Origin of the sequence: Sulfitobacter brevis, assembly GCF_900112755.1 — a bacterium.
Lineage (GTDB): Bacteria > Pseudomonadota > Alphaproteobacteria > Rhodobacterales > Rhodobacteraceae > Sulfitobacter > Sulfitobacter brevis.
Genome location: NZ_FOMW01000011.1, coordinates 104,471 through 118,975, shown reverse-complemented (window position 1 = coordinate 118,975; position 14,505 = coordinate 104,471). Strand labels below are relative to the sequence as shown.

Here is a 14,505-nt window from a genome sequence, read left to right as displayed (position 1 = left end):
TGTCTGCTTACTTGGCGGCGTTGATCCGGTCCAGTGCCGCACCTTCCAAGGCTTCCAGACCCGCAGGCACAGAGGGATACCATTTGATGTTGTCGATGGCGGCCTGTGGGAAGCTGGCCTGATACTTGGCCTTCAGCGCCTCATCAACATCGGCATCACCACCCTGTGAGGCGGTAAAGTTGCCCGCCGAAGCCGTGATCATCGCGGCAATCTCGGGCTGCATGACAAAGTTGATCCACGCATAGGCGGCCTCATCGGCACGGCCCCGTGCAGGCAGCGCGAAGGTATCGATCCATCCCAGCGCACCGGAGGCAGGGGCAACAAAGGTGATGTCCTTGTTGTCGTCGTTCAGCTGCCAGCCGCCCGTGTCCCACGCCATCGAGGCCACAACCTCACCCGAACGCATCAGGTTCTTCAGCTCGTCGCCGCCGTCCCAATAGGTTTTGACTCCCGCCTTACACTCGACCAGCTTGGCTTCGACCTGATCAATAATGTCTTTATAGGCGGCTTCGTCGCCGTATGCCGCGAAGGGATCAAGACCCATCGCATAGGCGAACCCGATCAGCGTCGGACGCTTGAGGCGGTAAGACACTTTGCCCGCAACATCGGCATTACAAAGGTCGGTGTAGTCCTTCACGCTGCCTGCCATAGCGGTGTTCACGACCAGACCGGAGGTGCCCCAGATGTGCGGCACGGCATAAACCGCGCCATCAACGGTCGTATTGCCTTCGGTGGCCGAAAGCATCGAGGGGATGAACAGCGCGGTATCGATCTTCGCCATATCCAGCGGCTTATAGATGCCAAATTCGGCCTGCGGTCCGGCGATCCGGTCCTGGCTTGGCTGGGCGAGGTCAAACCCGCCGCCATTCGTCGCGCGCAGCTTGGCGATCATCTCTTCGTTGTTGGATTTGGTGACCTCGACAGTGTGGCCGGTTTCGGCCTCGAACTTCGCGATCACATCGTCGGGCGCGTATCCGCCCCATGTCAAAAGGCGCAGTGTTTCGGCCTGCGCGGCGGTGCCAAGCGCCAGAACGGCGACGGTGGATAGAATGATTTTCATGGTCTCGTAACTCCAATTATGCCGACACCGGCAGGGCCGTGTCGGTCTCCCCAGTCCGTATTGATCCCATGTGACAGCAACGTGACACGCGGGCAGATTTGTTTTTTGTGCAAGATCAGCACCGTCTGTCGCGAGAGTCAAAGACTATCACACGGACCGATATGTCCGCCGCCATGCGCTGAACCGATCTTGACGCGATCAAAGGCTGCGCCTGCGTAAAATTAATGCAACAGTCCTGCCAACTGCTCCAGATTGAAAGCCCGCTTCATGCCTGACACTGCTTCGGAAATCATTCTTCACAACTACCCCCAGTCCCCCGTCGCCGAAAAAGCGCGGGTGGCGTTCGGCATCAAGGGTCTGTCGTGGCGCTCGGTCGAGATCCCGCGCCTTGCACCAAAACCGATGCTGACAAAACTAACGGGCGGTTACCGGCGCACGCCCGTCATGCAAATCGGTGCGGACATCTACTGCGATACCCAATGCATCCTGCGCGAGCTGGAACGGCGCCACCCCTCACCGACCTTTTTCCCAAGCGCCGACACAGGGCTGATGTGGTGCCTGAGCCGCTGGACCGACGGCGCAATGTTCGATCTGGCCGTGAAGGTGGTGCTCGGCTCTGCCGGCGACGGGCTGCCGAAGGATTTTGCCGAAGATCGCGGGCGGCTTTATTTCGGCCCCGATTGGGCTGCGGGCCTCAAGGCGGCCAATGCCGACCTACCCCACCTCGCTGCGCAATTTCGCGCGCCGTTGCAGTGGGCCAATACGCAGCTCTCGGATGGCCGCGCCTTTCTGCTGGGCGACAGCGCCGCCGCAATTGATGCGCAGATTTATCATGCGATCTGGTTTCTGCGCGGCCGCTGGGATCGCGGGCCAGCCTTTCTGTCCGAGTTCACCCATCTGGAGCGGTGGGAGGCAAACGTCCGCGACATTGGCCACGGCAGCATGACTGGGATGTCGCCCGAGGCAGCCATCGCGCGAGCCGCAGAATGTAATCCGGTGACTGAACAGGCGACCGACCCTTTTGAGGCTCAGGGTTTGAAACCGGGCATGCTGGTGACAGTCGCCCCCGATCTTGATGGCGGCGAACAGCCAGTCGAGGGCGAGGTCGTAATCGCCGACAGCGACACAATCGCGGTGATGCGCCAAGAGCCGGATATCGGCCGGATTTGCGTGCACTTCCCCCGCGCCGGATACCGCGTGACGATCAGGGACTAACCCGCAGTGGCAAAAATGGCCGGACGCTGTGAAAGCAGTCCGGCCATTTCTTTAAGTACTCAGTCTGCGTTGGCCGCGATGAAGTCCTTGGCGCTTTGCACTAACGCGGCACCGTCCAGACCCTTGCCATCCATCTCGGCAATCCAGTCATTGGTCACCTGCGCGCCGACCTCGATCCAGCGGTCTTTCTCGCTGTCCAACTCGGTGATGGTATTGCCAGCGTCTGTCGCGACCTTGCGACCGACCACATCGGCTGCATCCATTGCCGCGCCAAACAGTGCCGAAACCTCGGGGCCGGAGTTCGCGTCGATCACTGCTTTCAGGTCATCGGGCAAAGCGGCATAGCTGTCCTTGTTCATCGTCATCACGAAGGTCGCGGTATAAAGCCCCGGCTTGGTGGCAAAGCCCGAATGGTGCTTGGTCAGCTCGCTCATCTTGAGCGGTAAAGTGACCTCCCACGGGATAATCGCCCCGTCGATGGCACCTTTGGAAACCGCTTCGGGAACGGCAGGCACCGGCATGCCCACGGGCGTCGCGCCAAGCTTGTCGAGCAGTTGCGCCGTCACGCGGGTTGGCCCGCGCAGCTTCTGGCCTGCAACATCGTCAAGCGTGGTGACATTCTTGTTGCTGTGAATCCAGCCCGACCCGTGCGTGTGCAACACGATGGGATGCGTGTCGCTGAACTCGTCCATGCCATTGGCCAGAACGTATTCGTGAAACGCCTTGGACGACCCCGCGCTGCCGCCGACCATAAAGGGCAACTCAAAGGCTTCGGTTTTCGGGAAACGACCGGGGGTATAGCCGATCACCGTCCATATGATATCGGCCACCCCGTCAGCGGCCTGGTCATAAAGCTCGGGCGGTGAGCCGCCCAACTGCATCGTGGGAAAATGCTCGATCTTGATCCGGCCACCGGATTCCGCCTCGACCTTTTCGATCCATGGGGTGATCGCCTTGGCGGGGATCGTCGCCTGCATCGGCAGCAATTGGTGCAGGTTCAACGTCACCTCTTGCGCCCAAGCCCCTGCGGTAGAGAGCGTCACAAGCGCTGTCGCCAGCGCCGTTTTCTTCAGATGTCCGATCATTTTAATCCTCCCAGATTATTATCGCGCTATTTTAGTGTTACCGGAAAATTCAACGCGCCGCGAAACCCGAACCCGTGAAAGCGCACGGCGGCGGGGTCATGCAGTTGCATAGCGGGAAAGCGCTCGAACAGCCGCGGCAACAAGATATCGGCGAGCATGCGGCGCGCAATGTGTTTGCCCTGACAAAAATGTGGGCCGTTGCCAAATGCCTGATGCGGGCGCTTGGCGCGGGTCGCGTCATAGAGGTGACCGTCAGGCCAGATATCCTCGTCGTGATTGGCCGAGGCCTGAACCGTCATCACCGTCTCGCCCTTGGCAATCGGCAAGCCGCGAATTTCGGTGTCCTCGGTCACCAGCCGTGAGCTGACCTGAATGGGCGCGACCCAGCGCACACCCTCATCAAAGGCATCGCCCCAAGCGCCTTCTTTCAACAGGTAGGCGCGTTGATCGGGGTTGGTTAGTACGCCGTACAGGATGCTTAGCAACGCATCGCGGGGCTCGTTCAAACCGCCACCAATTGCGATCTTGATATTGGCACGGATCTGGCTTTGCTCGATCGGGTCGGCGGTGGCGACCATCGCGCTCAATGCACTAGGGTTAGGCCCGGCCAGATGTAGGGGGCTGACCCGATCCATATAGGCATCCATTTCGGCATTGGCGCGGTCGCTGGCTTCGAACGGCGCTGGAGCCCAGCCAAAATTCCCCGCACCATCGATCAGGGTCTGTGACCAACGCTGCATATCCGCGTCGCTGGCATCCGGCAGGCCAAGCAGTTGCGCCAGACAGCGCGCCGCGAAGGGCCCCGCTAGGGTGGGAAACAGATCAACCGTCTCTCCGACGGGCAATTCATCAAGCAGACCATCCGCGATCTTTTCATAGATCGGCATCCAGTGGTGAGCGATGTTCTTGGCGCTGAAGGCGGGGGCCATCGCCATCCGCTCGCGCATATGTTCGGCCCCGTCCTTGCGCATCAGGGTGTGGGCCTGAAACGCCCGCCGCATCGGTGTATTGGGGTCGTCGGAGCTAAAGATCTCGGGGTTGTCCTTCACCCATTTCGTATCCTCGGCCTTGGTCAGCAGTATACGGCCGACCGACTTCACCATCATCACCGGATGTTGGGCCCGCAGCCGCTTATAAATCGGGTAGGGGTCGCGCTCGAGGTCAGCGATAGTAATCTCGGCATCGACCGGAACAGTGCTCATAGCATAGACCCTACCTTCATTCTGTCGCGACCAAGGCAAGGCCCGGAACCTTGCTGAGCAGCGTCGGGCGTATTTCGTTGAGATAGTTGAAATTGATCAAGGCAAGGCGGGCGTGCTCACGGGTCAGCGCCTCGGCACGCGCCCCTTCGCGGGCGATGATCGCATCCAGAATAGCGCGGTGCTGGCGTTGGGCATAGACCAGCGAAGCCTGAAAATCGGGGATCATCGCCTGATCGCTCAGGAAGGCGGAAGGCGAGGCGAGCGGCAGCAGGCTCATCCGTTCAATCTCGCGCTGCACGATTGGGCTGCCGGGAAAGCGGGCCAATAACTCATGAAAGCGCGCGTTCTGGATCACGTATTGATCGAAGTCCAATCCCTTCTTGCGGGTCAGTGCCTTATCAATCTTGTTTAACGTGTCGCGTGCTTGCGCCAGCAGATCAGCAGCAACGCCGCGCTCGGCGGCCATGCGTGCAGCGGTGCCTTCGACCACGCCGCGCATCTCGATCGCATCGGCCACGTCCTTTTTGCTGAAGGTCGCGACGCGGCATCCCCCCGTCTCTATCCGCTCCAAAAGTCCTTCCGCCACCAGCCTGTCCATCGCTTGGCGCAGCGGCGTCCGTGAGATGCCCAGCTGCTTTGCCACGGCCACCTCGGACAAACGCTGCCCCCCGGCAATGTCCCCGCTCAGCACAAGGGAGCGTAAACCCAGCAGGGCACGGTCCAATTGGCTGAGGTTTCGGATGTTCATGGCGGTTTCCAGTGCGTGCAACCTCAACGAGAAAGCAACTTACTTTCAGAATTGTATACAGGCTTGAAACTTTCGAAAGTGATTCGGCCCTGAAACTGTAATTTTTTGCCGTAGTCCTCTTGTGATTGTATACATCACCTTTGGCGGGTTTGCTTTGGTAATTTTTTTTTACCAGCAGAATCCGCACGACTGGACCGCTTGAAAACGCCCGCGCGGACCGATTGTATCAATACAGCACACCGCGGCCGTCAAAGATTGTTCAAGTCATAACAGCCCTTTAGGCGCGGCGGCTGAGCGCGGGCACAGGCCCTTGAATCAGCCTGCAGACACAGCGCTTCTTCGCATCGCAGGGTGCCAAAGGCGCTCTCTGAACCCGCCGCCTCAAAAGAACCGCTTGTTTGAAACGCACGCACCCCTAACAGTGGTGCAAGGCGAGGGGCTTTGCCCTCTCGGCACAGGGAGGAGGAGCTCTGTGCCGAGAGGGCAAAGCATTACACCCCAAGCCCAAAAAACTCATACGCATGCCGCTCTTGAGGCGACATCAGCGTTGAAATCCTTGGGAGGAACTATGAAAGCTTCACTTAATCGCAGAAAATTCCTGCGCGGTTCGGCCGTTGCCGGTGCCGCAGTTCTGGCCACACCCGCGCTTGCTGAAAGCCACGGTGTCACGCTCAAGATGCAAGCGGCATGGGGCGGCGGCATTTTCCTTGAAAATGCGCAGTCCTTCGCAGCACGCGTCAACGAGATGTCCGGCGGGTCACTGACGATCGAGGTTCTCTCGGTCGATGCGGTCGTTAAAACCAGCCAGATGCAGGATGCGGTCCACCGCGGCGTTCTGGACGCGGCGCACTATGTGTCGGCCTACTGGTACGGCAAATCCAAATCCGCCTCGCTATTCGGCACAGGCCCCTGCTTTGGCTGGTCGAGCCAGGAAATGCTGGGCTGGATTCATGCAGGCGGCGGTCAGGAGCTCTTTGATGAGCTGATGGGCGAACTGCGCCTCAACGTAGTGTCGTTCTTTAACTCGCCAATGCCCGCACAGCCGCTTGGCTGGTTCCAGCAGCAGATCACTGATGCGTCACAGATGCAGGGCCTGAAGTACCGGACCGTTGGTCTGGCCGCTGACGTTATGCTTGAAATGGGCATGTCCGTGGTCCAGCTTCCGGGCGGCGAAATCCAGCCCGCGATGAAGTCCGGCCTGATCGACGCAGCCGAGTTCAACAACCCGACCTCTGACCGTGACTTTGGTATGCAGGACGTGTCCAAACACTACATGCTTGCCTCCTACCACCAGTCACAGGAATGCTTTGAGGTCACCATCAACAAGGACAAGTGGAACGCGCTGTCCGACGCGCATAAGGCGATCATCAAGAACGCCTCGATGGCTGAAAACTCCGGTTTCTACTGGGGCAACACCAAGCGCTACTCCGATGACCTGATCAAACTGCAAGAGGCCGATGGTGTGAACGTTTACCGCACACCGGAATCCGTTATGCAGGCCCAGCTTGAAGCATGGGACAAGGTCGCAAACCGCATCGCCGAAGAAGACCCGTTCTTTGCCAAGGTGATGGAATCACAGAAGAAATACGCCAAAGAAGTGATGGGGTATCTCAACCTGAACCAGCCGAACTACCAGCTGGCTTACGATCACTACTTCAGCTGATCCAAGCATCACAAACAGGGATGTCCGGAGGCCAGCAAGCCTTCGGGCATCCTTCGCTTGGAAAAGCGCAATAAACGATACGATCTGTTAAGGGAGCAACGGACAGATGAGACTGGTATATGCCATTGAGGGCCTGAGCCTATGGGTCGGGCGCGCTTTTGGATGGTGCATTTTGATCCTGACGCTGTCGGTGTCCTACGAGGTTTTTGTCCGTTACGTGTTGAACGCGCCCACGGTCTGGGCTTTTGACATGATGATCCAGATGTATGGTGCGCTGTTTTTGATGTGCGGCGCCTATGCCTTGGCGCAAGATACACATGTCCGCGCTGACGTGCTGTATCGGCTGTTTCCGGTCAGGGTGCAGGCCAGTCTGGATTTCGTGCTCTACTTCCTGTTCTTCTTCCCCGGTATCATCGCTTTGGTCTGGTACGGCTACGAGATCGCCTCGGACAGCTGGCGCTATAAAGAGGTCAGCTTTAACAGCCCTGCCAGCATCCAGATTTACTTTTTTAAATCGCTGATCCCGCTATCGGGCGTATTGCTGGTTATTCAGGGCATCGCCGAACTTGGTCGCTGCATCATCGCCTTTCGCACAGGCGTCTGGCCCGAACGGCTGGCCGATGTGAAAGAAACCGAAGACCTGCTGACCGACGCGGACCTCGAAGCGATACATGCTGTCGCTCCGGCCCGAAAATAATCCGTACAGTGTTCAAGAAAGTTAAATAGAGATGTCAAATCCCGAAGTCGCCCTGATGATGCTTGGGCTGTTTATTATTTTTGTTTTGCTCGGCTTCCCGATTGCCTTCACCCTGCTCGCGATGGGCGTAGGATTTGGCTACTACGCCTACCACCAAGGCGGCTCGATCGAGACCTTCTCGGACATATTCAACAACAATATCTTCTACTTGGTGAACCAGAACACCTATTCGGTGATGGAGAACCCGACCCTTGTCGCGATCCCGCTGTTTCTGTTCATGGGCTATGTGGTTGAGCGCGCCAATATTGTCGACAAGCTGTTCTTCTCGCTCTACATGGCGGCGCGTAACCTGCCGGGAAGCCTTGCCATTGCCGCATTGCTGACCTGCGCCGTGTTCTCGACCGCTTCGGGTATCGTCGGCGCGGTTGTGACGCTGATGGGCCTGCTCGCCTTTCCGGCGATGGCCAATGCGAACTATAACAAGAGCTTTGCCGCAGGCGTTATCTGCGCGGGCGGCACCTTGGGCATCCTGATCCCGCCTTCGATCATGCTGATCGTCTACGCGGCCATCGCTGACCTTTCGCCCTTGCGGCTCTATGCGGCGGCGGTGTTTCCGGGCCTGCTGCTGGCTGGTCTCTATATCGTCTATGTCATCCTGCGGGTCTGGATGAACCCCGAACTGGCGCCCAAGCCCACGATGGAGGACGTCCCGCCACCAAAGGAAATCTACAAAGACCTGCTGCTGAGCTTTGTGCCTCTGACCGTGCTGATCGCGCTGGTGCTTGGCTCTATCCTCGGCGGCCTTGCGACCCCTGCGGAAGCGGCGGCAATGGGCGCCCTTGGCGGCATGGTCCTAGCGGTGCTCTACCGCTCGATGACATGGACCAAACTCAAGGAAAGCGTGTTCCTCACTGCCAAGGCCACGGCAATGGTGTGCTGGCTCTTCGTCGGGTCTTGGACCTTTGCCTCGGTGTTTTCCTACCTCGGCGGCCACGATCTGATCGCGCAATGGGTCGGCGGCATGGACCTTGAGCCGTGGGAATTCCTGATCCTCGCGCAGGTCATCATCTTCTTGCTGGGCTGGCCGCTGGAATGGTCGGAAATCCTGATCATTTTCGTGCCGATCTTCCTGCCCCTGCTCGAAGTCTTTGGTGTGAACCCCTACTTCTTTGCGATGCTGATCGCGCTTAACCTGCAAACCTCCTTCCTGACCCCGCCCATGGCGATGTCGGCCTACTACCTAAAAGGCGTGCTTAAAAACCAGATCGAGCTGATGGAGATTTTCCGAGGCATCATGCCCTATCTGGGCATCGTGATCCTGACGATGATGCTGATGTATGCCTTCCCCGGCATCGCGCTGTGGTTCCCTGACTACCTCTTCGGGACCTACATTCCATGATGAACGACGCCTACAAACTAAGCGCGACCGAAGCTTTGGCTCTGCTTAACGCAGGCAAGCTGACCTCGGTCGCGCTCGTAAAATCCTGTCTCGCCCAGATCACCGCGACCGATGAGGCGATTGGGGCTTGGGCCTATCTCGACCCCGACGCCGCGCTGGCTCAGGCATCTGAGTGTGACCGCATTCGCAAGGCGGGACTGGCAACAGGCCCGCTGCACGGCATCCCCGTCGGATTAAAAGACATCATCGACACCGCCGATATGCCTACCGCCTGCGGCACCGCGATCTTTGCAGACCGCCAGACCAGTCAGGATGCCCGCTTGGTGGAACTGCTTCGCGACGCCGGTGCGGTGATCATGGGCAAAACCGTCACGACCGAGCTTGCCTTTGTGCATCCAAACGAGACGCGCAATCCCCACAATCCCGAGCACAGCCCCGGCGGCTCTTCCAGCGGTTCGGCTGCGGCAGTTGCAGCGCACCATGTCCCGCTCGCCATTGGCACACAGACCAACGGGTCGGTCATCCGCCCAGCGTCGTTTTGTGGCACCTTTGGCTTCAAACCGACGCGTGGTGTGATCTCTCGCACGGGTCTGCTGCAAACCTCGAAATCGCTTGATCAGGTCGGCTGCTTTGGCCGGACGCTGCTGGATGTGGCGCTGCTTACCGATGCCATCGCGGGCTACGACGGGCGCGACATCACCAGCTTTGCCCGCCCCCGCCCCGCAATGGCGCAGGGTGCTGCACAAACCGCTCCCGTCCCGCCCGCATTGGTTTGGTTCGATCTGCCGTTCAATGATCGTTTGTCAGAGGCGGCGCGCGAAGGCATGGATACCGTGCTCGACATTCTCGGCCCAAGGATCACGCGGATGGAACCTGCAGACAGCCTTTCAAATCTCGTGGCGGTCCAAGCCCGCATCCACGAGTATGAAATATGCAAACAACAGGCCGAAGTTTTCGAAACCCGCTGGGACGACATCAGCGACACACTAAAAGCCGTCATTACCCGCGCTCGCCAGATCACGCTGGCCGAGTATAAGGACGCGCTGGCAGTGAAAACCTCGGCCGAAGCCTTTTTCCATGACTTCTTTACCGAATACGATGCAATCGTCGCGCCAGCGGCAGCGGGCGAAGCACCGCGCTTTGATGCCGGCGGTACCGGCGATCCGATCTTTTGCACACTTTGGACTTTGGCGGGCCTGCCCTGCGTGACGCTACCTCTGTTGGTCGGTGAAACCGGCCTGCCCATCGGCGTTCAGGTCATCGGCCCGCGAGAGAAAGACGACCGCCTGTTGCGTACCGCGCACTGGCTGCAAACCCATCTGGCCGAGGCGGCCGCGTAAACCGAAAGGACTGCCCTATGTCATACGGCGTAAAATTGATTGTCGGCCTGATCGGCACCGCACTTCTGATCATCTTCATCGGCGGCCTGTCGCAGAGTATTTCGAGCGGCTTTGCCGGCTTTAAAGGCGGCGCGCCCTTCATGATCATCGCCATCATTGTCTGCGGCATGGCGGCTTATGATTTCTGGGACGAATGTGTCCGCAAGAAATGAGCAAACCACGTCTTTGGATCACCCGCCGACTGTCTGACGCCACGCTGGAACGTGCAGCGCGCGATTATGATGTCGTGATCAACCACGAGGATCACCCCGGCACTGCGGCGCATCTTATCGCCGCCAGTGCCGAGTATGATGCGATCATCCCCTGCCACTCCGAGCATTTCAGCCCCGATGTGGTGCGGCAATTCTCAGGCCGGCTGAAGATTGTCGCCAACCATTCAGTCGGTGTCGATCATTGCGATCTGCCCGCCCTCAAAGCGCGCGGTATTGCCGTGACCAACACCCCCGATGTGCTGTCGGACGCCACCGCCGAGCTTGCAATGCTGCTGATGCTAGGTGCAGCCCGCCATGCGGTCGCGGGCGACAAGATCGTGCGCACCGGCGCGTGGGACAGTTGGTCGCCCGCCTTCATGGTCGGCAAGCAGGTGACCGGCGCGCGTCTGGGGATCATCGGCATGGGCCGCGTTGGCCGCGCTTTCGCCACCAAGGCCCGTGGTTTCGGCATGGAGGTGCATTATTACAACCGCACCCCCCTGCCCGAGGATCAGGCCCACGGCGCGACCTACCATGCCAGTGTCGAGAGCCTGCTCGGCGTCGCCGACTTCCTCTCGCTCCACTGCCCCGCCACCCCGGAAACCACCAATCTGATGAACGCCGGGCGGTTTGCGCTGATGCCCCGTGGGGCCGTCATTGTGAACACTGCACGCGGTGCGCTGATCGACGAAGACGCGCTGATCGCGGCGCTGGAAAGTGGTCAGGTCGCAGCGGCTGGGTTGGATTGTTTCAAAACCGAACCGGGCGGCAATCCGGCCTTCGCGCAATATGACAACATCTTTATGTTGCCCCATATCGGCAGCGCCACGCGGCAAACCCGCGACGCGATGGGCTTTCGCGCGCTTGATAATCTCGATGCATTCTTCGCAGGCAACACCCCGCGCGACCTGCTTTAAAAAACTGGCAGGGCACGAAGCCCTGCCAGTCAGTTGGGCGCTTTGCCGATAGCCTTCAGCTTGCGCATACTCGTTAACATCGCACTCATCACACACCTCGCGAAAACAATCGCGAGATCACTGCGACGGGGCACCACCGGTACTCCGCAAAACATTTTTCTGCACCTTGCCCATCGTGTTGCGTGGCAATTCGTCCAGAAAAAATATCTTTCTTGGCAGCTTGAACCGGGCAAGATCGCCCGAAATCGCTTCCAGAATATCCTCATCGGTGAGCGTGCTGCCCGTCTCGCGCACGACTGCGACCGCGACACTCTCGCCGAAATCGGCATGGGGGATGCCATAAGCCGCGCTTTCAACAACGCCCGCGACTTGATCAATGATGCTCTCGATCTCTTTGGGATAGATGTTATACCCGCCCGAAATGATCAGATCCTTGGATCGGCCGACGATGGTTAGATAACCATCCTCATCAATCTGCCCGATATCACCGGTGATAAACCACCCATCCGGGCGCAGCTCCTCGGCGGTCTTTTCAGGCATGTTCCAATAGCCTTTGAACACATTCTCTCCGCGCACTTCGATCCCGCCGATCTCGCCCTGCGGCAAAACCACGCCCTCGGGTGTGGCAATACGCATTTCGACCCCGTCAAGCGGCAGCCCGACCGTGCCAGCCTTGCGCGTGCCATCGTAAGGATTGGAGGTGTTCATGCAGGTCTCGGTCATCCCGTACCGTTCCAGCACTGTATGGCAGGTGCGGGCTTGCCAGTCGTGATGCGTCTCGGTCAGCATCGGTGCCGAGCCGGAGATGAAGAGCCGCATTTTACCCACAGACTCTTTGCTCAAGCCCTTGTGCCCCAGAAGACGGGTGTAGAAGGTCGGTACCCCCATCAGCGCAGTCCCACAGTCGAAATCAGCCAGGATCGCATCGGGGTTAAAGGCGCGGTGCAGGCGGATCGCGCCCCCTGCAACCATCGTCACATTGATCGCCACAAACAGCCCGTGTGTATGGAACAGCGGCAGCGCGTGGATCAGCACATCGTCTTTGGTGAACTGCCACAGATCGCGCAGGGTATCAGCGTTGGAGGCGAGGTTGCCATGGGTCAGCATCGCGCCTTTGGAACGGCCCGTGGTGCCCGAGGTATACAAAAACGCCGCCAGATCATCGGCACCGCGCGCCACGGCACTGAGGATCGGCCCAGCATCGCTGGCCTTGTCGCGCAGGGAGCCGTTGCCATTCGCATCAAGGGTCAACACAGTTTGCACATTGGCGGCCTTAACCACCTCGGCCAGTTCTTCCTGCCGCGCCGGATCACAGACAAAAATCCGCGGGCTGGCATCCGAGAGGAAATAGCCCACTTCAGCAGCGGTATAAGCAGTATTTAGCGGCAGATGGATCGCGCCTGCGAGCATGGTGCCGAGGTAAAGCTCCAACACGCCAAGCGATTTTTCCGCCTGCAAAGCCACGCGGTCCCCGGGTTCAACGCCAAGTCCGATCAGCGCCGCAGCCACCCGCTCGGCATTTTGCCACAGCGTGCCATAGCTCGTGACCTCCCCCGTTGCGGGATCGGTAGAAAACGCGGTGGACTCACGCCCGACCGAGGCAAGGCGCAGGGTCTGCGCAAGGTGGTTACCATCGTACATATGTTGTCCTTCTCAGCGGGTCTTTAGCAACCGTCGCACTTGGGTGGAGGCGATGATGTCATCAGCCGTCGAATAGGCCTCGTGATTACGCTCGATCGTCGCCAAATCGTAGAGATAATTAACCATCACGCCCCATGATGCGGCCTGACCGCGTTCGCTTTTGTCAGCGTTAGGGTGAATACGCTCCAACCGCGCGCCGTTGCCAAGGTGGAACCGCGCGACAGGATCGGTGGCCCCGCCCCGCGCGGAGCGGGCGACGAGCATATAATGCGCCGTCAATTCGGCCAGATCGGCGGTCGTATTGCCTGCTTCGGCTTGTTCGACGATTTTGGCCAGCCGCTCTGGCAGCGCTTTGTCAGCAACCTGCGCCAGCGCCCATTTACGCAGACCCGGAACAGGCGACAGCGTCACAAAAGTTGTGAGCTTGCCAAAGTCACGGCGTAATTCTTCGACCACCTGTTTGATCAAGAAGTTGCCAAAGGAAATCCCGCGCAGCCCGTCCTGACAGTTGGAGATCGAGTAAAATACCGCAGTTAGAGCCTGATCCGGCGTCAGCATCTTGCGCTCGGAGGCGAGGATATCGTCAATGTTTCCGGGGATCGACGGGGTCAGCGCGACCTCGACAAAGATCAGCGGATCATCCAGCAGTGCGGGATGGAAAAAGGCATAGAGCCGTCTGTCGGGCGCGGCCACACGGCGACGCAGGTCGCTCCAGCCGCTGATTTCATGCACCGCTTCATAGCGGATGATCTTTTCCAGAACGGCGGCCGATGTGTTCCAGTCAATGCTGCGCAGCTCCAGAAAACCACGGTTGAACCACGAGCTGAACAGATGACGAAAATCGTCATCCAGCGGCTTCAACGACGCGTCCTTGTCCATGAACGCCAGCAAATCCTGCCGCATCGCCACCAGCTTTAAGGTGCCACCCGGCGCGCGGTTCAGCCGCCGGATCAGCTCCTGCGAGCGTGGCTCGGATGCTGCATGTAGCGCCCGCAAGGACAGCTCCTGCGCGTTATAAGCCGCTTCGGTCTTGGCGCGGTCGACCCCGAAACGATCACGCAGCGTGGCAAAAAACACCTGCTTTTTCTCGGCAGACAGTGCGGCGTAGCGATCAAAGATCACCCGCGCTTGTGCCAGCCCCGTCGCCTCGCCCTTGCCGCTCAGCAAAGCCTCGCAGATGTCAAAGATATCGTCTTGCGGCGCTGATTTCATCAAGCCGCGTCCGGTGTCCGCGACCCGCCCGATCAGATCGTTCAGTATGCCACTTGCCCTGTTCATCGCCGTATC

General features: G+C 59.2%; 13 protein-coding genes. 7 read left to right on the top strand and 6 right to left on the bottom strand.

Annotated features, from left to right (window positions below):
* Positions 1–7 precede the first annotated feature (7 nt).
* Positions 8–1,060 (bottom strand): extracellular solute-binding protein, encoded by a 1,053-nt coding sequence (locus BM174_RS15475; RefSeq protein WP_093924760.1) that lies wholly within the window; start codon positions 1,058–1,060, stop codon positions 8–10.
* 267 nt (positions 1,061–1,327) lie between these two features.
* On the opposite strand from BM174_RS15475, the gene BM174_RS15470 reads away from it, so the two are divergent.
* A complete protein-coding gene (locus BM174_RS15470; RefSeq protein WP_093924759.1) occupies positions 1,328–2,275 on the top strand; it encodes a glutathione S-transferase family protein in 948 nt (315 codons plus the stop codon).
* Between the two features lie 59 nt (positions 2,276–2,334).
* Here BM174_RS15470 and BM174_RS15465 read toward each other — a convergent pair whose 3' ends face one another.
* Genes BM174_RS15465 through BM174_RS15455 form a run of 3 tightly spaced genes read right to left on the bottom strand, consistent with a single transcriptional unit; the run spans position 2,335 to position 5,310 of the window.
* Positions 2,335–3,360, bottom strand: coding sequence for a TRAP transporter substrate-binding protein (locus tag BM174_RS15465; protein WP_093924758.1), 1,026 nt, complete (start codon positions 3,358–3,360; stop codon positions 2,335–2,337).
* Positions 3,361–3,386: 26 nt separating this feature from the next.
* Positions 3,387–4,562: a cytochrome P450 gene (locus tag BM174_RS15460; protein WP_093924757.1), complete on the bottom strand. Its 1,176-nt coding sequence runs from the start codon at positions 4,560–4,562 to the stop codon at positions 3,387–3,389.
* 16 nt (positions 4,563–4,578) lie between these two features.
* Complete coding sequence (locus BM174_RS15455; RefSeq protein ID WP_093924756.1) at positions 4,579–5,310, bottom strand: GntR family transcriptional regulator; 732 nt, start codon at positions 5,308–5,310, stop codon at positions 4,579–4,581.
* A gap of 568 nt (positions 5,311–5,878) precedes the next feature.
* On the opposite strand from BM174_RS15455, the gene BM174_RS15450 reads away from it, so the two are divergent.
* From BM174_RS15450 to BM174_RS15425, 6 genes are all read left to right on the top strand, one after another.
* The gene (locus BM174_RS15450; RefSeq protein ID WP_093924755.1) at positions 5,879–6,973 is read left to right on the top strand and encodes a TRAP transporter substrate-binding protein; all 1,095 of its coding nucleotides are present in this window, start codon (positions 5,879–5,881) and stop codon (positions 6,971–6,973) included.
* 106 nt (positions 6,974–7,079) lie between these two features.
* Positions 7,080–7,670, top strand: a complete 591-nt coding sequence (locus BM174_RS15445; RefSeq protein WP_093924754.1) for a TRAP transporter small permease subunit — start codon at positions 7,080–7,082, stop codon at positions 7,668–7,670.
* A gap of 31 nt (positions 7,671–7,701) precedes the next feature.
* A complete protein-coding gene (locus BM174_RS15440; RefSeq protein WP_093924753.1) occupies positions 7,702–9,069 on the top strand; it encodes a TRAP transporter large permease in 1,368 nt (455 codons plus the stop codon).
* Positions 9,066–10,409 (top strand): amidase, encoded by a 1,344-nt coding sequence (locus tag BM174_RS15435; protein ID WP_093924752.1) that lies wholly within the window; start codon positions 9,066–9,068, stop codon positions 10,407–10,409. Before BM174_RS15440 ends, BM174_RS15435 begins: the two co-directional genes overlap by 4 nt.
* A gap of 17 nt (positions 10,410–10,426) precedes the next feature.
* A complete protein-coding gene (locus tag BM174_RS15430) occupies positions 10,427–10,621 on the top strand; it encodes a hypothetical protein (protein WP_093924751.1) in 195 nt (64 codons plus the stop codon).
* Positions 10,618–11,577 carry a 2-hydroxyacid dehydrogenase gene (locus tag BM174_RS15425; RefSeq protein ID WP_093924750.1) on the top strand — a complete coding sequence of 320 codons (960 nt, stop codon included), beginning with the start codon at positions 10,618–10,620 and terminating at the stop codon, positions 11,575–11,577. Before BM174_RS15430 ends, BM174_RS15425 begins: the two co-directional genes overlap by 4 nt.
* Before the next feature lie 117 nt (positions 11,578–11,694).
* On the opposite strand, the gene BM174_RS15420 is transcribed toward BM174_RS15425, so the two are convergent.
* Positions 11,695–13,218 (bottom strand): malonate--CoA ligase, encoded by a 1,524-nt coding sequence (locus tag BM174_RS15420; protein WP_093924749.1) that lies wholly within the window; start codon positions 13,216–13,218, stop codon positions 11,695–11,697.
* 12 nt (positions 13,219–13,230) lie between these two features.
* Positions 13,231–14,496, bottom strand: a complete 1,266-nt coding sequence (locus BM174_RS15415) for a malonyl-CoA decarboxylase (protein ID WP_093924811.1) — start codon at positions 14,494–14,496, stop codon at positions 13,231–13,233.
* Positions 14,497–14,505: the final 9 nt, after the last annotated feature.